This window comes from Scardovia wiggsiae (assembly GCF_051045985.1).
Taxonomy (GTDB): Bacteria; Actinomycetota; Actinomycetes; order Actinomycetales; family Bifidobacteriaceae; genus Scardovia; species Scardovia wiggsiae.
In genome coordinates, this window is the sequence record NZ_CP157350.1 from 294,897 (window position 1) to 311,493 (window position 16,597).

The window sequence follows — 16,597 nt, forward strand, 5'->3', positions numbered from 1 at the left end:
ATCTTATCGTAGTTCTCACAGCATGATATTTGGCATAAAATAAGCCCTCACGGCTTACAGGTTGTGAGGGCTGGGGCGGAGACAGAGGGATTCGAACCCTCGAACCACTTGCGCAGTTAACACCTTAGCAGGGTGCCCCTTTCGGCCACTCAGGCATGTCTCCACAGCCGCCGCAAAATGAGGCGACTTAAGTAGTTTATGCAATTATATGGACTACCGCAGCTGGCAGTGTTGCCGGTACCATGGAATCAGTCAAAAGAAAAATTGCCGGCCAGTACCACGCAAACAAGCTAATATCTGTAGGTGCGCAGCAAGTGCTGCGGACAGCTGGCGTTGAGGTATTTTTGGGAGGCCTGTTATGAACGCGTGCTTATTATTGGTGCAACAGGGACTGTAGGGGGAGCAGTACGCCAGACCCTTATACGCGAGACTGATGCGCATCTTACTCTGTTTGCGCGGCATCGTATAGTTTCTGACAATAGCCGTGAGGATGCAGTAACAGGGGATGTGAGGGACCCGGTTTCACTGGAAGGGGCGATTGCCGGGCAGGATATCGTTTTTGCCGCATTAAGCGGGGACATGGCAGATTATGCCCGAAGCATTGTTGCGGCAATGGAGAAAACAGGTGTCGCCCGCCTTATATTCATTTCTTCAATGAGGATATATGATGAAATCCCGGATTCCCTGGGCGGAGGGAATGTGAGCCAGAACCCTGTTTTGCGGCCTTACCGTGAGGCAGCTGATGTTATTGAGTCCAGCAGCCTTGACTATACAGTGATCCGTCCGGGATGGTTTACTTCAGGCCCGGTGGACTATGAAGTAACCCATAAGGGTGAGCCGTTCGGAGGCCATGATGTGTCGGTGGGCAGTATTGCTGATGCAGTCAGGAAGATCGTAGAAGACCCGGCACTATATTCTCATGAGAGTATAGGGATCAATACACCGGGACAATAGTTTTACGGCTTGCAGGACCACCCATGCAAGACATGTAAGAAAGGCAATACCGTGCACTTTGCAGGCTCGCCCCAGGTTACACGGCTGCGGATATAATTCTTACGTTAGGGCAAATCCATACGCTGAGTATGGAATAAATATTGTTTGAGGCAGATGTGAAAGTTATTCGTCTTGTTCCGGATACTGACGGCACAGTCCCCTGGCCGGTCCTTGATAAAGAGAAACGGTCTGTCGTTACTATAGGGACGTTTGATGGCGTGCATAAAGGGCATGCCGCAGTTATCAGGCGTACAGCAGAGCTGGCAGAAAAATACGGCAGCTTTTCTATAGTCATCATGTTCGATCCGCGCCCGTCTTTCGTACACTCGCACAGTACAGGGCCCAGCAGCCATATCCCTGCCGTATCCGGCCCTGTGCAGGGTGGCGGTTCCCCTCAGGACGGCAGCATTCAGTTTGGAGGGAAGGATGAACCCGATCCTGAGGCTGTTTCGAGTGCTGCCCAGCGGATACAGTGGATCAGGGATCTTGGCATACAGTATCTGATTATTGTCCGGTATACGCCGGAATTTGCCCGTCAGACATATATCAATTTCCTGGGCCAGCTGGTAGGAAAGCTGGGGATGCGCACGCTGGTGCTGGGTGCAGATGCACGGTTCGGGCGCGGCCTTGAAGGCAATGTCAAAACTTCACGCACTGTTGCTGCTTCTACAGGGGTTTTTGAAGTTGATGCTGTTGAAGACCAGGGCCAGGGCTTCACATGGGTATTCCCGGATGTGCAGTACCATGTCCCAGACAGTGCTGGAGAGCCTGCTAACCCTCTCAATTCCATGAGCAAGGCAGACAGGCGCGCATGGACAAAAAAGCATCATATGGTGCGGGTGCGTGACTGGAGTTCTTCCCACGTGCGTGATGCACTTGCCGGAGGGCGCATTGCTGAGGCTGCCGAGGTGCTTGGGCGCAGCCCGCAGATCAGGGGCGAGGTAGTCCATGGTGAAGCCCGCGGCCGGCAGCTTGGTTTCCCCACAGCAAACATGGGCGGGGACATTGAAGGGTTTATCCCTGTTGATGGCGTTTACGCGGGGTACGTAACAGATGCAGGGCATAGATGGCCCGCTGCTGTTTCTGCCGGGATGAAAGAGACTTTCCGCGATGCTGCCGATGCGCATTCAGCCCCCGAACGTGTAGTTGAGGCTTATATTATCGATGAAACAGGCCTGGACCTGTACGGGCATACCGTCACCATAGAATTTACAGCATTCATGCGCCCGCAGGCCCGCTTCGGCAGCCTTCAGGAGCTTATTGCTCAGCTTGGGGAAGACTCCCAACGTGCAAAAACGATTATATCAGGCAGAAGAAAAACGGCATAACTTCCAGCTGGGCGGTTATGGAAAATAGGGAACTGTAAAAACAGAAAATACCGGTTCCATACCAGGGAACAGGTAAACTGCTCAGTGACTAATGGCCCGGCAGCTCTATGAGCAGCCAGGCCATTCACAAACTAATTAAAAGCAAAAACTAATTAAATATCCTGCGGATAGAATAGCCACTATGGAAACCCCATGAAACAGGGGTTATCTTTGTCCCCTGGCTGGGGTTCAGGGCATTGATGATCATGCCGTTGCCCACATAGATTGCTGCGTGAGTCCCGTTCGCCAGGATATCCCCAGGCTGGGCCTGTGCGAGCGAAGGGACCGCTGTACCCATACGGGCCTGTGCGCCTGAAGAATGCGGAAGGCTGACGCCGAAACGTGCATAGACCCACATGACCATACCGGAACAGTCCCAGCCGGAAGGAGTCGTCCCTCCCCAACGATAAGGTGCTTTACCTGCATAGCTTGATGCAAGCTGCGCTACCTGCGCTCCGGAGCCGTTCCCGGTGACGGCAACGGGTACGGAAGGGGCAGAAACCGGTGCAGCTGCTGCGGCGCGGTTTGTATTTGCTGCAGCACGCCGTGATGCTGTGCGCTGTTCAGCTGCGGCATTGGCAGCGGCAACAGCAGCTGACTGGCTGTCTTTGACATCATTGGCGGCATTGCTGAGGGCAGTCCCTGCCGAGTTGAGGTCATCAGTGCCTGTATGGGTATCTGCCAGCTTCGAAGAAGCATTATCAAGCGCACCCTTAAGCGTGGTACGTTTTGAAGCCTCGGCCCGAGAAGAAGAATTATATACAGAAGTGGCAGTATTGACCAGATTCTGAAGGTTAGTGCGCGCTTCCTGCTCATTCTTTGTAGGGGAGTAGGGGACACTCGTATTCGAGCTGTTATCGCTCAGAGACCACGATGCTGCAGCCTCAGTAGTCACATTGGACGACTCGTCCAGGAGGTCTGCACGCTGTGTAGAGCGGGAAACTGAAGACCCTGCTGCCGCATCTGCACTCAGGATGCCATTGTTGCTGGAAGCTATAGCCGGTGCTGTAGAGCCCGCCAGCGCTGCGAGGACAGCTACGCTTGGTACGACCGCCCCGAGCCGAAATGCTTTTGAATTGGTAGGCACTTTAAGAACGCTGCCGGCAAAAGCCGTGACTTGCTTCTTCATTGAAGGGAAGAAGCCGGACTGTTCTGGTATGTGTAAACCTTTAGGCAAAACGCAATCCTTACTGTTGACTTCAGATAACTGTATACATGATAGCCACATGTCTGAACAAAGCCATCACAATTCATCACAATTCAGGTTTCGGCAGGCTCAGGGCTGGACCGCAGAAAAAGGGGGATTTCGAAGGAGCCATAAATAACACATATAAGGAAATCATCCGTTTTGCAATGATCGCAGCGTTTCATGCTCTAATCTGTAAACCAGTGCTTAACGGCATGGCTGACGAAGGATATCCCGGTCTGGTATGGATCGCTGCGCCTGCCGCATAAAGCTGGAAAACTATTAATGCTTAAGGGTAGAAAGGCAAAGGTGAGGTATGGCTTCTCCAACAAACCTCCAGGGGACAGATCCGCAGGGAGCTGATAATACCGGTACAGGCAACGGATCCGGGAGTTCGCAGAGCGGATCGAAGGATCAGCAGGCTGCAGGAGGTATCTCGACTGCTGAACCGGTACGTGTTGATAACCGTGTGCGCAATTCGATAATTGCTCTTGTTGTTGTTGCGCTGCTGGCCGTGGGAGCGTTTTTTGTTTTCAGGGCTTTCAGCTCAAGCAGGCCGTCAGCCCCCAAGGGTTCAAAAGACAACCCGGTAGTGATAGGGGTTGTAGGCGCGAATGACCCTCAGTGGAAAGTATTCCAGGAAGAGGCGCAGAAACAGGGTATCTACGTCCAGCTGAAAAATTTCACAGACTATACGTCTGAGAACCCTGCCTTGGCGCAGGGCAGCCTTGATCTTAACGAATTCCAGCATATCCTGTATCTGGCCAACTATAATGTCAAGAATAACCAGGACCTGCAGCCGATCGGAGGGGTAGCTGTATACCCTCTCGGCCTGTACTCTTCACGGTATAAAAATGTCGGCAGTATCCCGCAGGGGTCAACTGTGGCCATCCCTAATGATGAAACGAACCAGGCCCGCGCTATCGGTGTCCTTGAAGGCGCCGGGCTTATCAAGCTGAAAGGCAGATGGACCGCCTTCACAACGCCTAACGATATTGATGCTTCTGCTTCCAAAGTTACCGTTAAAGCTGTAGAGGCGGCAAAAGTAGCAAATGCATTGGGTGACCCGAGTGTCAGTGCCGGAGTGGTCAACAATGATTATGTCAAAGATGCAGGGCTGAGCCCTCAGGATGCGATTTATCATGACAGCGCCTCATCGGAATCAGCGAAGCCGTACATCAATGTCTGGGTCTCGCGCAAGGCGGATGCCAACAATGCTGTTTACCGGAAACTGGTAGAAATATTCCATAATGATGCAGTCACCAAGGCCCTTAAGGACCATTTCGGCGGGCAGGCAGTGCTCAATAATGATTCCCCCGAATCCCTCCAGAAGATACTCAGGGAAGTCCAGAAACAGGAAACCGGCTCTGCGAAGTAGGCGCAGGAACAGTACCCGTAAACACCCGGAAGCATGGGGCATTAAGGGGTATCAGATAGCGCCTGAATATATCCCTATGCAGTGGATACGCTTAGCAGAAACATATACAGGATGGAGGTAAATACAATGGCCCAGGACGCCGACAGCATTATCACTTTTGACCACGTCACCAAACAGTTCCCGCCGGCAAAGCCTCACGGTGCACCCCGGGTGGCGGTAGATGATGTGTCATTCAGTGTCAAAAGAGGTGAGATCTTCGGCGTCATAGGCTATTCAGGTGCGGGGAAATCTACTCTGGTAAGGCTTATCAATGAGCTTGAAAGGCCTACTGGGGGCACGGTAACTGTGCTGGGACAGGATGTCACGAAACTTTCTGAATCTAAAATGCGGCCTATACGGCAGAAAATCGGTATGGTTTTCCAGCAGTTCAACCTTTTTGCCTCCAAAACTGTTGCGGGTAATATTGAATACCCGCTCAAGCAGGACCGGTGGCGTGAAGACTACCGGAAGGCGCGGATCAAGGAGCTGCTTGAATTCGTAGGGCTTTCACAGTATGCGCATGCATATCCCGCCCAGCTCTCAGGAGGCCAGAAGCAGCGTGTGGGCATAGCCCGTGCGCTTGCCACACGTCCGGACATCCTGCTCGCTGATGAGGCTACAAGTGCGCTTGACCCGCAGACGACTTCCGAAGTGCTGGAACTCCTGAAGCGCACGAATGCCCGGTTCGGCGTCACTATTGTACTTATTACCCATCAGATGGATGTTATTACGCGCATTGCTGACAGGGTCCTGGTCATGAGCGGGGGCGCAGCGGTCGAATCCGGAGACCTGTACCGGGTATTTGCCCAGCCGCAGCAGGATATTACCCGCGAGTTTGTTTCCACCGCAATCAACACTATCCCGTCCAAGGCGGATGTAGAGCGGCTTCGGGCAATGAACCAGGGCCGGCTGGTGACAGTCATCATGCGTGAGCCTGCCCCGGAGTTCGATATTACCCCTTCAGGCCAGCGCATTTCAGCAATGCTGACTCACAGGAATATCACCAATTCCATACTTATGGGCAGTGTCCAGGAAGTGGCGGGCAGGGGGCTGGGTGCCTTTACCTATGAATTTTATGGTGCAGACGGCAATCTTGATACCTATATCAAGCAGCTGCGCATGGCAAACGGCATCGTAGATTTTGGCACTGCCCAGGACCCCGTTGATTATGCGGAAGCAGTACGGACATATTATGGCTATGAGGCTAAGCGCCTTGAAAAGGCCAGGAGCGAAGGCTGGAACATAGATTACGATAAATATACTGCTGCCGGTTCAGGCTCAGGCAGTTTTTAAGGCAGGGGCAGATAATGGATATCCACATATCAGCAGGCAGCACAGTGATTGCTGCAAATACAACGAACTTTGGCGACCTTCAGGGATACATACAGGACGGGACCCTGCTGAAGGCGTTTGGCGAGACTATGGGGATAGTAAGCGTCACCCTTATAATCGGCGGGCTGCTCGGTCTGGTCCTTGGCGTGGTCCTGTGGGGGACGCGGCCGGGGAGCCTGTTTGAGAATACCGTTGTTTACAGGGTGCTTGATATCATCATCAATGTTATCCGCCCGATCCCGTTTATCATATTCCTTGCGGCGATACAGCCGATTTCCATCCAGCTTATAGGGACATCCATCGGCAATACTGCCGCCACTTTCCCCATGGTCATCATGTGTACGCTGGCGTCGTCCAGGCTTGTGGAACAAAGCCTTGTCTCAACGGACCCCGGTGTGGTGGAAGCTGCCCGTTCCATGGGGGTATCAAGGATGGGGATCATCAGGACTGTCCTGGTGCCGGAATCCCTTGCTCCCCTGATCCTCGCCTATGCGTTCCTTTTCGTTTCTGTACTTGATATGTCGGCCCTGGCCGGATATATCGGCGGCGGCGGCATCGGTAATTTTGCTATCGCTTTCGGGTATCAGAAATTCAACCCGTATGTCACGTGGATATGTGTGATCATTATGGTTGTCCTGGTGCAGATAGTCCAGCTGATAGCCAATGCCATAGCCAAGCGGCTGCTGCGCAGGCAGGGGATATGATCTTATGGACGGTGAAGCATCCAGAGGATTTATAAAAGATGACGGGACTGCTGACCTTACGTCAATACGCCATTATCTTCATGAGAACCCTGAACTATCATTCCACGAATACAGGACCACGCAGTTCCTGCGTTCTTTGCTGGCACAATGGGGTATAAGGCTTGCTGACACGGGCCTCAGGACCGGGCTTGCCGGGGTGATCTGCGGAACCCAGGAAGGCAATGCGGATGCTGGGGATCCCTGTGTCGCACTGCGTGCTGATATTGATGCCCTCCCTGTTACGGAAGAGGTTTCCCCCGGTTATGCATCGCACAATAAAGGGGTGATGCACGCCTGCGGGCATGATATCCATATGGCGGCCCTGCTGGGTGCCGCATATTACCTGTCGCACCACACAGACACGTTTGCGGGGCGGATCATAATCCTTTTCCAGCCTGCTGAAGAGCTTGGCGAGGGCTCTGATGCTGTGATTGCATCAGGGGCTGTTGATGATGCCGATGCAATAATCGGGATCCATAATAACCCTGATATGAAGCCGGGGGAGATAGCGGTCGGCAGTGAGCCTATCATGGCAGGATGCTTAAGGTTCCGCGTATCGCTCCATGCGCAGGGTTCGCATGGTGCCCGCCCGGATACCGGCACCGGGCCGATTGAGGCAATGGCGGCTATGGTCCAGTCCCTGCAGACAGTTGTGAGCCGCAATATCGACCCCTTCCATCCGGCCGTTGTTTCTGTTACCAGCGTGCATGCCGGGAACGTCTGGAATGTAGTGCCTCCGGAAGCGTATTTCATAGGGACGGTAAGGACATTCTACAGTGCCGATGAGGAGCTGGCAATAAAGAGGTTTAATTCCATAGTACAGAATACTGCGGCTGCTTATTCCATAAGCGCTGATGTGGAATGGGAACACCTCTCGGAGCCGCTGGTTGGTGACAAGGGGCTGTCTGATGCAGTCGCCAGGGATGTGCCGCGGTATGCGAAGCTTGTCCCTGTAGTGCCGTCTATGGTCGGGGAGGATTTTGCCCGGTACGGTACTAAAGCCCCTATGGTTTTTGCTTTTATAGGGTCGAATGGTGAAAAGGGGCATTACCCGTGGCACAGCCCCAGGTTTACAGCGCTTGACAGCTGTCTGGATACTGCTGCGCAGTTTTATGTGAACTCAGCACAATGCGTGCTTAAGGAGCTTGGCGCGCATAATCGTTTATCCCCCATGGCATAATTAATGAGACTTTTATTAAGGTAATAAACGCGAAAATATGAAGGTATAAAGATGGCACAAACATCAAACGATATCAAGAACGGATCTGTACTTAACCTTGAAGGGAAACTCTGGAAAGTAATCAAATTCCAGCATGTGAAGCCAGGCAAGGGCCCTGCTTTTGTCCGCACGACGATCCAGGAAGTCCTGAGCGGCAAGATCGTAGATAAAACATTCAATGCAGGTGTCAAGCTTGATTTTGAGACTGTAGATAACCGGACACTGCAGTACTCATACCGTGACGGTGACAATTTTGTTTTCATGGATATGCAGACTTACGACCAGGTATTCATCCCTGAATCGCTGGTCGGCGAACAGGAGAAATTCCTTCTTGAAGGCACAGACTGCATCGTTTCGTTCCATGACGGGAACCCCCTGTCGGTTGAACTGCCTGCTTCTGTTATCCTGACTGTGTCCCACACGGAGCCGGGCCTCCAGGGGAACCGTTCCAGTGCCGGCACCAAGCCTGCGACCGTTGAGACCGGGGCAGAGGTACAGGTTCCGCTGTTCATCTCTGAAGGTGAAAAGGTCAAGATCGATACGCGCGACGGTTCTTATCTGGGCCGTGAAAACTAGTACCAGAGCTGAGCATGGCACGATCAACCGCGCGCAAACGTGCGCTTAACACGCTGTATGAGGCTGATGAGAAGGGGCAGGAAATAATGCCCCTCCTTGAGGAGCGCCTGGTTTTCCCCGGTGCGCAGACCCCGCTTCCTGAATATGCCCAGGAGCTGGTGAGGGGGGTCGCTTCGCATCGCCGGACGATAGATAAGGCTATCGGCGAGCATTCCACAGGATGGGATGTGAAACGTATGCATGCCCTTGACCGCAATATAGCGCGTATAGCGGTATGGGAGATCGTCTATAACGATGACGTGCCTGCAAAGGTCGCTATCGATGAGGCCCTTAGCCTGGCGAAATCGTATTCGGATGACGAAGCCCCGAACTTCCTGCACGGGCTCCTCAGCGCTATAGAGAAGGATGCGGATGCTGTCCGCCAGGAAGAAGCTGAATGGCAGGCGCATCGTGCGCAGCTTGCCGCAGAGAAGCCTGGCGGTGCCGGCGAATCTGATATGGATCCTGGATCTGACAGGGCTGCCGGACCGGACAGCGAAGATAACGGCAATAACGTTTCGTATGAGCCTGCCGATAAAAGCCATCCCGAAGCTGATGCTGCAGAACGGGGGAAGGCGGTGGCATTTGAGGATAAGATAATAAAATAAATGACGCATATGATGTGTTTAGCGCTTAAGGCAAGTACAATATAAGTATGACTGATTCCCCTGAAACTGCGTTGAGCGGAGCAGGCTCCTCCGCGGGCCCTTCTGTGGATCCGATCCGGTATGAATTCGGCCTGAGGCTAAGCGACTCCATGAAGGAGTACGGCCCCCTGTGTGTCGGTATTGACCCGCACCGTAAAAACCTTATTGACTGGGGCTACTCTGTAGACCCGCAGGGCGCGGAGCTGTTCGCTATGCGGATGCTCCAGGCTGCTGAAGGCCGGTGTGCTGCAGTCAAGTTCATGATGCCGATGTTTGAGCGCTACGGTTCGAAAGGCATAGCAGCGCTGGAACGCGCACTGTATGCTGCCCGGCAGCTTGGGATGATCACTATAGTTGACTGTATGCGCGGGGGGCTCCCTACAACATTGTCATCTATCGCTGATGCCTATCTTAAATCAGACGGGCCTTTATACACTGATGCGATCACGCTTATCCCTTATTACGGGTTCCATTCGCTCAACGGACTGATTGAGGATGCCCTGAGCCAGGGGCATGGGGTGTTTATCGCATCGCTGACCTCAAACCCTGAAGCGGCAAACCTCCAGACATCTATCCGCCAGCGCGGGGAATATGAAGGCAGGACAGTTGCCTATGGGATCGCGCGCGGCGCGCAGAATTACAATGACGGCTATCCCGGCATGGGGTCTGTGGGCCTTGTTATCGGGGCGACCATAGGGCATCAGATGGATCTTAACGGCATGAACCCTGCTGAATTTACCGGGCCAATCCTGTCTCCCGGATACGGCTGGCAGGGGGCAAAAGGCAAAGACCTTGAAGTGGTTTTTGCCGGGACGTATCATAATGTCCTTGTTACGGCTGCGCGCGCGATCGCTGCGTACGGGCCCGATATCAGTTCCCTGCGGAAAAAGATAGACGAATATAAAACCGATATACAGCAGTCTTTTGATGATATGGACAGGCGCATGGCAAATGGCGAAACCGCTGAGCAGATTGCCCACGGCATACGGGAAGGGCAGGACGCTGACTGATGCCGGATAAGACTCCTGATATAACCGCATATAAACGCCGGCTTGTTGTATTGGCCGGGCCTACTGCTGTGGGCAAAGGGACGATAGAAAAAGCGGTCCGGGCGGAACATCCTGAACTGTGGATATCTGTTTCCGCGACTACCCGCCGGCCGCGCCCCGGCGAAAAAGACGGTGTAGATTATTATTTCACAACTGCTGAAGAATTTGAACGGATGGATGCCCGCGGTGAGCTTCTGGAATCGGCCGTGGTGCACGGCACAGACCATTACGGCACGCCGCTGAAGCCTGTGCTTGAGCATCTTAAGGCCAATATCCCCTCAATGCTGGAAATAGATGTACAGGGGGTGCACCGTGTGCGGGCGCGCGCACAGGAGCTGGGCCTGGATCCGGTTTATGTTTTTGTTGCGCCTCCAAGTTTTGACGACCTGAAGCGCCGTCTGCAGTCGCGCCATACCGAGACCTCCGAGCAGCAGGCCCGCCGCCTTGATACGGCACGGCGGGAGATGGCTGAAGAGGGCGAATTTGATGTGGTTATCGTCAACGATGAAGTAGGCAAAGCTGCGTCGCAGCTATGGGAGATTATTGATCATGGCTGCCCAGCTGGGGGACGGCCCGGGGATAAGTAGAACTCCTGCTGCGCGCCTCGCGGTACCGGCCTATTTTGATGGCGATCCGCAGTGCGTGCGCTTCCTTGGGGTTCGTCGGATCCCACCCTGTGAGCTCCATAGCTTTATGCAGCCGGTACCTTACAGTATTCGGATGTACGACCATATGTTCCGCGGTCTGTTCAAGCGAGCAGTTTTTCAGGAGATAGTATTCCACTGTCGGCAGTACTTCGCTGCGCTTGCCGGAATCTTCAAGGGACCTGTAGATACTGTAAAGCTGGTCTGCTGCCGTTGCATCGCCGAAAAGCACACGGTCTGCAATGATGTCATCAGCGAAAAGCGGATGCGGCGGATCAAGTTCCATCGCGCTGGCATAGTAACCGTTATACGCTGCGCGGATGCTGTGCGACGCTCCTTCATACCCTGTGGCATACGGCCCAATGCACAGGCAGTCGTCTTCGCTGAAGAGGTTTGCGATCTTGGTGCGTATGCTATCAAAATTTTCGCTGCTGCCGGCTCCCACAAGGACCATAAAAAGGGTATTCGTATGCGTGCCCATAAGGATCTCCGCATCAAGGCCCTGTACCGCAAGGCGTGTCTGGGCCTGGAAGAATCCGGTTGTGATCTCGGAATTCTCCTGTGCCCGTGCGCTGCCAACTGCAGCGAAAAAGACAGTGGAGTCATCCCATCCGTATACGCCCATGCGGGACTGGAGGGCGAGGTCAAGCTTATTCTCCAGAAGGGAGTTGAGCACCAGGCCTTCTTCGCGCGTCATCCAGCGGCTTCGCGTTTCGGCTACCTCAGCGTATACTTCGGCTGCCGAGAAGGAAACTTCGCGCGAGTAGTACAGGGCTGCCTCGTAATAGTCGCGTTCCTTCCCTTTTGGGGCAATAATGCCGATATTCTCTGTGATTATATCAACGACAGTGCGGGTCACTTCAAGCACATTCGACAGGCTGATCGCGCGTGCTGTTTCAATAGGCGCGATGGAGAAGAGATGGTCAGCACTTACTTTTCCGCGCTTATCGATAGGCTCCGGGAGGTTGGCCCATTCCAGATAGTCTTCGATTGCGGTCACTGTAATGAGGTTGAGGAATTCCCGTTCCTGTTCGCCGAGATCCCTGTACCACTGGGCTATTTTGACAAGCTTGTTTTTGCTGAGGTTGAACAGCCGCATAGCCTGTTTTGATGTTTCGGCAGCCTTGGCGGCATCCCCGGGAACCTGAGGAATTCGGTTAGCGCGGCTGGCGCGGTCAGTGCTGCTGGTGTGTGCAGCGGTAGTATCTGCCATTGTTTGCCCTGTTCTCATAAGCACCCCATTTTGTAGGGAATTACAATCTCGATTCCTAAGGTATCTGTATCTCTGATATTGAACAGCTTATAAAAGGGTATGGAAAAACATTGAGAAGCAGGGGAATACTAGTTATCCCCCTGCTTCGGTGAAGGTATAGCTTTATCTGAAAAGATCCCTGCAGATTAGTGGGAATCAACAGAAAATTCTTTATCCAGGGCGTCTACGGCGCGGAGGGCATTCGCAACATCTGCCGGTGTGACTTCAAAAGGCATATTAGCCATAGTGTCCTGCGGGCTGCAGGCAAGTTCCCCGACGTGGAGGAGCTGCTCATCGGTAACATCGTGGATGCCGATACCGGCAAAATTCGTCGGCAGACCTACTGCACGGAAGAAACGGTACACTTCGGCAAGCTCTTTTAGTGGACGGTCTTCCATGATCATCTGGGCAAGGGTACCGTATGCAACCTTTTCCCCATGAAGGTAGGAGTGGGTCTCAGGGATAGCCGTCAGCCCGTCGTGGATGGAGTGTGCTGCAGCCAGGCCGCAGGACTCAAACCCCAGCCCGCTGAGGAGGGTATTCGTTTCGATAATATTCTCTACTGCTTTCGTCCGAAGGCCCAGCCTCACGGCAGATACAGCCTTCACACCATCAGCGAGCAGGCTGTCGTGACACAGGGTCGCCAGTGCGAAAGCGGCGTTTGTGGCATGGCCTCCGGTCATGGTGACGGCATTGGATTGTACGCAGGCGGCTGCCTCATAATATGTGGCGAAGGCATCCCCAATACCTGCTGTCAGGAAGCGGACAGGCGCTTTGGATATGAGTTCCGTGTCCATCAGCACCATACGCGGGTTTTCGGGAAGCGGAAGGTAATGGTCAAACTGGCCGCCGTCAGTATACACAACGGACAGGCGTGAGCACGGGGCGTCGCTTGAAGCAGCGGTAGGCACAATGATGGCAGGCCGCTTGCCGTAATATCCTACAGCTTTAGCGCAGTCAAGCGTTTTGCCGCCGCCTATGCCTATAACTGCATCGGTATCGGCGAGCAGCGCAACGTGCTTCTGTATTTCCGCATCGGAGCACTCGCCGCCAAAGACTGCGAGGGTATAGGGAACCTGGCCGCTGTCGAAACTGGATACGATGCTGTCATGATACAGACTGTCTATAGTGGGATCGACAAGTATGTAAGCACCTGTGCTGCCTGCATGGGCATACTCCCCGGCAAGCTGGGAAATGGCGCCTTCCTGCTGGATATAGCTTCCTGGTGAGCATAAGACTGTACGCATAATCCTCCTTTGGATCGTTTGATGTACTCTAATATGATACACGTGCCTGTACTTCAGCTGAAGATATTTTAGAGTGTTTGCGGCTTTTTATCTGGAAAATACAAGATTAAAAGTGCTGATTCCCCCATAACGGTGGATGCTACATACGGCATAGCAATTCCGTTCGATATTATTGATTAATTCGTACGATTTAAGTATACTAGAAGTACCAATTACGTGGAAAGGAGGATAAAAGCCATGTCTATCACTGCAACAGAGCTGAAGGCAAACCTCGGGAAATACCTCCTGATGGCAGCGACAGAGGATGTTTATGTTACGCGCAACGGCAGGACAGTCGCCAAGCTGACTTCCCCGTACCAGAACAAACTGGATACTGTAGATTCTTTGTTCGGCAGTATCCCGGCAGATATGACTCTGGAAGAGTCAAAGGAAGAGAGGCTCAATAGGGTATGAAGGCCTTGGTAGATACCTGTATTATCGTAGATTTCCTTCAGGCGCGGGAACCTTTTGCTGAATCTGCCCGTGCTGTTTTACGTGCCGCGGCAGCCGAGCTTTGCCTTTGCTGCATCACTGCGAAATCTGCAACTGATATTTACTATCTCACCCATCGTTGTACTCATAACGATAAGGAATCTAGGTCGAAACTGGAGCAGCTGCTGAGTGTTGTCGGGATGCTCGACAGTGCTGCGGATGATGTACTCCGCGCTATCCCCTCAGAGGTATCTGACTTTGAAGATGCAGTTATGATAGAAACGGCGGTCCGTTCGGGTATGGATTGTATTATTACCCGGAATACCAAAGATTATGCCAGATCAGTGATCCCTGTTTATACACCTAAACAGTTTGTACGGCTCCTGGAGCAGGAAGGATAAGGGTTCTATCCGGGAATTTCTCGATCCTATTATTTTGCTGATGGTGCTTTACTTTCTTGGCGTATAGTTTCTAACTTTATTTTCCAAGTATTGCTGTAAGAAGGGTTTAATTGAATATAAAAGTATAGCCGTTACCTTTTTATTCTGTCCAGTTGCCCGGGTGCGCTTATTAAACATATCGGGCATAAACTGATAATCTTTATAGTGTTGTCGTTCCACCAAGTTGCCTGGAATGCACCAATATCATATAAATACTTCAATAGTTTTCGGGAAAAAATTTGGAGTTAACTCTAAATATTGCCCCTTTTCCACAGCATGTAGCAATTCAAATAATTGTTCTCGAACGTTAGCCTTATCGTCCAAGTCGTTTCGATTAAATTTTTTTAATGCACGAACTGCCTATAGGATATAAAGAATTATCGTTTATTCTGATTTACACTTAAGGCAGTAGAGTGGGGAATTGGTTATTTCCGTATCCTCCCTTATTTTTAAGCGTGTTTTGCTTTTGCATATGGGGCATGATAGCCATTCTATTATTATCATTTTCATCACTCACCATTACCTATAGAATTGTCAGATACTGTTTCCCTAAATTCCGACAACAGCTTGATGTACTCTTTTGGTTTGAAAGCATGGATAACATGATTAGCGGAAACTTTTTTGTATATTATTTGCGGAGCTAAGGAAATAGCATGCTGAGCGTCATCATCATCAAAAGCTCCTACAAGTCCGTAATTTTCGTATCGTTTCCAGTCGGCCTGAATAAGCAATATGGGGCATTTCGTTTTCTCGAAAGCTTCTGCATGGTCGATACCGTCATAAAATCTGCCATCTACAAAGGCTCTGGCAAAATCCGGGTCAAACATAGATAATGATTTAATTAGCAAACGCATGCTATCCGGGAATCCAATTTCGACTGGACTATCAGGGTATTTATTTTGAAACTTCTTTATCTTTCGGGATAACCAACTGACAAACCAATTTGGAATTTTTTTGATTCTCTTATCAGAGGCTGGTACTTCCATATCTTTAAAATAATTTGCTAAATCTCTATCTGGTATATTTCCGATTTGATCAACAAGGTGTTTCAGCCCGTTGTATACAAATTTATCCTGTTCTTTAAACCGCGGCATTTCAGCAGAAAAAATAGGTGCGTCCTCAAGAATAATTCCGGAAACATATTCGGGAATATTAGCAGCGCACCAAAGAGCGATAATGCCGCCCGATGAATTTCCGCTGATGATCACCTTTTGTTTTATTACATTTTCTATAAATAGTTTTATGTCCTCACCAATAATCTTCCATGAGTAATATCCCGGTGTCCAAGAAGATTTTCCATGGCCTCTCACATCTATGGCATATACCTGAAAAAATTTTGATAGCGGTAAAAGCACTTTCTTATAACTTTCCCATATACCAATTTGAGCTGGAATCAACAATAAGCTTGGTCCATTATCAGGACCGACAACAAAGTTCAGTTTAACAGTCCCTGTATCATAAGTTTTTTCTGAAAAACCAGCGGTAATCAGTTTTCTATTATTTAATTTTCCAGACAAATGTTCATATGGATTTTTATAGTTCACTCAGCATTCCTCCTAATTATAATATTGAAAAGTTTTATTTGATGGCAATTCCGTAAATCATCAAATCAAGATATCCTTTAATTTTAACTGGATTTTCAATATACATGTTGTCCTTAGCAGTAATCACTTTAAACGCTCTTTCTTGTGTAATTTATAGAATACGTATATATTAGGCCACTTTATTGAAAGTGTATAGCCGTTCAGCCGGATAATTTATTGCAGTATGTTAATTAATCGCTCGGAGTTGAGTACTCCTGATTTATTCTGGGATCTTAGATAAAATATATCAACCGTAAATTTACGTGTAACCGGGAGCAAGAAACGCCGGGAAAGGACGGAAGCAAAACGGCCGGCCGCAGAGTATCGGGGGAGTGGGGGACAATAGGTCTTATGGATGGGGGGCCGCAGGCATACAGATATCAGGAATACAG

General features: G+C 51.2%; 17 protein-coding genes and 1 tRNA gene. 12 read left to right on the forward strand and 6 right to left on the reverse strand.

Annotated features, from left to right (window positions below; genetic code table 11):
- Positions 1 to 76: 76 nt before the first annotated feature.
- A tRNA-Ser gene (locus ABKA16_RS01190) sits at positions 77 to 163 on the reverse strand.
- A 203-nt stretch (positions 164 to 366) separates the two neighbouring features.
- On the opposite strand from ABKA16_RS01190, the gene ABKA16_RS01195 reads away from it, so the two are divergent.
- On the forward strand, positions 367 to 954 hold the full coding sequence (locus ABKA16_RS01195; RefSeq protein WP_380999592.1) for an NAD(P)H-binding protein: 588 nt from the start codon (positions 367 to 369) through the stop codon (positions 952 to 954).
- Positions 955 to 1,109: 155 nt separating this feature from the next.
- A complete protein-coding gene (gene ribF, locus ABKA16_RS01200; protein WP_380999591.1) occupies positions 1,110 to 2,321 on the forward strand; it encodes a bifunctional riboflavin kinase/FMN adenylyltransferase in 1,212 nt (403 codons plus the stop codon).
- Between the two features lie 148 nt (positions 2,322 to 2,469).
- On the opposite strand, the gene ABKA16_RS01205 is transcribed toward ribF, so the two are convergent.
- Complete coding sequence (locus ABKA16_RS01205; RefSeq protein WP_380999589.1) at positions 2,470 to 3,489, reverse strand: C40 family peptidase; 1,020 nt, start codon at positions 3,487 to 3,489, stop codon at positions 2,470 to 2,472.
- 373 nt (positions 3,490 to 3,862) lie between these two features.
- Between ABKA16_RS01205 and ABKA16_RS01210 the strand changes: the two genes are divergently transcribed.
- The 8 genes from ABKA16_RS01210 (at position 3,863) to gmk (ending at position 11,155) form a co-directional block, all read left to right on the forward strand.
- The gene (locus ABKA16_RS01210) at positions 3,863 to 4,924 is read left to right on the forward strand and encodes a MetQ/NlpA family ABC transporter substrate-binding protein (RefSeq protein ID WP_380999587.1); all 1,062 of its coding nucleotides are present in this window, start codon (positions 3,863 to 3,865) and stop codon (positions 4,922 to 4,924) included.
- 111 nt (positions 4,925 to 5,035) lie between these two features.
- On the forward strand, positions 5,036 to 6,256 hold the full coding sequence (locus ABKA16_RS01215) for a methionine ABC transporter ATP-binding protein (RefSeq protein WP_409349289.1): 1,221 nt from the start codon (positions 5,036 to 5,038) through the stop codon (positions 6,254 to 6,256).
- 128 nt (positions 6,257 to 6,384) lie between these two features.
- On the forward strand, positions 6,385 to 6,999 hold the full coding sequence (locus ABKA16_RS01220; protein ID WP_231198093.1) for a methionine ABC transporter permease: 615 nt from the start codon (positions 6,385 to 6,387) through the stop codon (positions 6,997 to 6,999).
- A 4-nt stretch (positions 7,000 to 7,003) separates the two neighbouring features.
- On the forward strand, positions 7,004 to 8,218 hold the full coding sequence (locus ABKA16_RS01225; protein WP_380999586.1) for an amidohydrolase: 1,215 nt from the start codon (positions 7,004 to 7,006) through the stop codon (positions 8,216 to 8,218).
- Positions 8,219 to 8,269: 51 nt separating this feature from the next.
- Positions 8,270 to 8,833 (forward strand): elongation factor P, encoded by a 564-nt coding sequence (gene efp / locus ABKA16_RS01230; RefSeq protein ID WP_007147617.1) that lies wholly within the window; start codon positions 8,270 to 8,272, stop codon positions 8,831 to 8,833.
- A gap of 14 nt (positions 8,834 to 8,847) precedes the next feature.
- Positions 8,848 to 9,480 carry a transcription antitermination factor NusB gene (nusB, locus tag ABKA16_RS01235; RefSeq protein WP_380999584.1) on the forward strand — a complete coding sequence of 211 codons (633 nt, stop codon included), beginning with the start codon at positions 8,848 to 8,850 and terminating at the stop codon, positions 9,478 to 9,480.
- A 47-nt stretch (positions 9,481 to 9,527) separates the two neighbouring features.
- Positions 9,528 to 10,529 carry an orotidine-5'-phosphate decarboxylase gene (gene pyrF / locus ABKA16_RS01240; RefSeq protein WP_007147615.1) on the forward strand — a complete coding sequence of 334 codons (1,002 nt, stop codon included), beginning with the start codon at positions 9,528 to 9,530 and terminating at the stop codon, positions 10,527 to 10,529.
- Positions 10,529 to 11,155, forward strand: coding sequence for a guanylate kinase (gene gmk, locus ABKA16_RS01245; protein WP_380999582.1), 627 nt, complete (start codon positions 10,529 to 10,531; stop codon positions 11,153 to 11,155). Before pyrF ends, gmk begins: the two co-directional genes overlap by 1 nt.
- Here gmk and ABKA16_RS01250 read toward each other — a convergent pair.
- Together ABKA16_RS01250 and ABKA16_RS01255 are read right to left on the reverse strand one after the other, a co-directional pair.
- Positions 11,109 to 12,425, reverse strand: a complete 1,317-nt coding sequence (locus ABKA16_RS01250; RefSeq protein WP_380999580.1) for a PucR family transcriptional regulator — start codon at positions 12,423 to 12,425, stop codon at positions 11,109 to 11,111. The two genes, gmk and ABKA16_RS01250, sit on opposite strands and share 47 nt — an antisense overlap.
- Before the next feature lie 185 nt (positions 12,426 to 12,610).
- Positions 12,611 to 13,711 (reverse strand): glycerol dehydrogenase, encoded by a 1,101-nt coding sequence (locus ABKA16_RS01255; protein WP_380999578.1) that lies wholly within the window; start codon positions 13,709 to 13,711, stop codon positions 12,611 to 12,613.
- Between the two features lie 237 nt (positions 13,712 to 13,948).
- On the opposite strand from ABKA16_RS01255, the gene ABKA16_RS01260 reads away from it, so the two are divergent.
- Together ABKA16_RS01260 and ABKA16_RS01265 are read left to right on the forward strand one after the other, a co-directional pair.
- Entirely contained in the window at positions 13,949 to 14,164 is a 216-nt protein-coding gene (locus tag ABKA16_RS01260) for a type II toxin-antitoxin system Phd/YefM family antitoxin (protein WP_380999576.1), read from the forward strand.
- Positions 14,161 to 14,583 carry a PIN domain-containing protein gene (locus ABKA16_RS01265; RefSeq protein ID WP_380999574.1) on the forward strand — a complete coding sequence of 141 codons (423 nt, stop codon included), beginning with the start codon at positions 14,161 to 14,163 and terminating at the stop codon, positions 14,581 to 14,583. Before ABKA16_RS01260 ends, ABKA16_RS01265 begins: the two co-directional genes overlap by 4 nt.
- 423 nt (positions 14,584 to 15,006) lie before the next feature.
- Here ABKA16_RS01265 and ABKA16_RS01270 read toward each other — a convergent pair whose 3' ends face one another.
- Positions 15,007 to 15,132 (reverse strand): cysteine-rich KTR domain-containing protein, encoded by a 126-nt coding sequence (locus ABKA16_RS01270; RefSeq protein WP_421669927.1) that lies wholly within the window; start codon positions 15,130 to 15,132, stop codon positions 15,007 to 15,009.
- Positions 15,132 to 16,166, reverse strand: a complete 1,035-nt coding sequence (locus ABKA16_RS01275) for an alpha/beta fold hydrolase (RefSeq protein WP_380999573.1) — start codon at positions 16,164 to 16,166, stop codon at positions 15,132 to 15,134. Before ABKA16_RS01275 ends, ABKA16_RS01270 begins: the two co-directional genes overlap by 1 nt.
- Positions 16,167 to 16,597 lie beyond the last annotated feature (431 nt).

What these genes read in the sequence shown, in the direction of transcription:
- ABKA16_RS01205 (WP_380999589.1), bottom strand. Translation starts at nt 3,489, where the DNA reads ATGAAGAAGCAAGTCACGGCTTTTGCCGGCAGCGTTCTTAAAGTGCCT.
- ABKA16_RS01210 (WP_380999587.1), top strand. Translation starts at nt 3,863, where the DNA reads ATGGCTTCTCCAACAAACCTCCAGGGGACAGATCCGCAGGGAGCTGAT.
- ABKA16_RS01215 (WP_409349289.1), top strand. Translation starts at nt 5,036, where the DNA reads ATGGAGGTAAATACAATGGCCCAGGACGCCGACAGCATTATCACTTTT.
- ABKA16_RS01220 (WP_231198093.1), top strand. Translation starts at nt 6,385, where the DNA reads ATGGGGATAGTAAGCGTCACCCTTATAATCGGCGGGCTGCTCGGTCTG.
- ABKA16_RS01225 (WP_380999586.1), top strand. Translation starts at nt 7,004, where the DNA reads ATGGACGGTGAAGCATCCAGAGGATTTATAAAAGATGACGGGACTGCT.
- efp (WP_007147617.1), top strand. Translation starts at nt 8,270, where the DNA reads ATGGCACAAACATCAAACGATATCAAGAACGGATCTGTACTTAACCTT.
- nusB (WP_380999584.1), top strand. Translation starts at nt 8,848, where the DNA reads ATGGCACGATCAACCGCGCGCAAACGTGCGCTTAACACGCTGTATGAG.
- pyrF (WP_007147615.1), top strand. Translation starts at nt 9,528, where the DNA reads ATGACTGATTCCCCTGAAACTGCGTTGAGCGGAGCAGGCTCCTCCGCG.
- gmk (WP_380999582.1), top strand. Translation starts at nt 10,529, where the DNA reads ATGCCGGATAAGACTCCTGATATAACCGCATATAAACGCCGGCTTGTT.
- ABKA16_RS01250 (WP_380999580.1), bottom strand. Translation starts at nt 12,425, where the DNA reads ATGGCAGATACTACCGCTGCACACACCAGCAGCACTGACCGCGCCAGC.
- ABKA16_RS01255 (WP_380999578.1), bottom strand. Translation starts at nt 13,711, where the DNA reads ATGCGTACAGTCTTATGCTCACCAGGAAGCTATATCCAGCAGGAAGGC.
- ABKA16_RS01260 (WP_380999576.1), top strand. Translation starts at nt 13,949, where the DNA reads ATGTCTATCACTGCAACAGAGCTGAAGGCAAACCTCGGGAAATACCTC.
- ABKA16_RS01265 (WP_380999574.1), top strand. Translation starts at nt 14,161, where the DNA reads ATGAAGGCCTTGGTAGATACCTGTATTATCGTAGATTTCCTTCAGGCG.
- ABKA16_RS01270 (WP_421669927.1), bottom strand. Translation starts at nt 15,132, where the DNA reads ATGAAAATGATAATAATAGAATGGCTATCATGCCCCATATGCAAAAGC.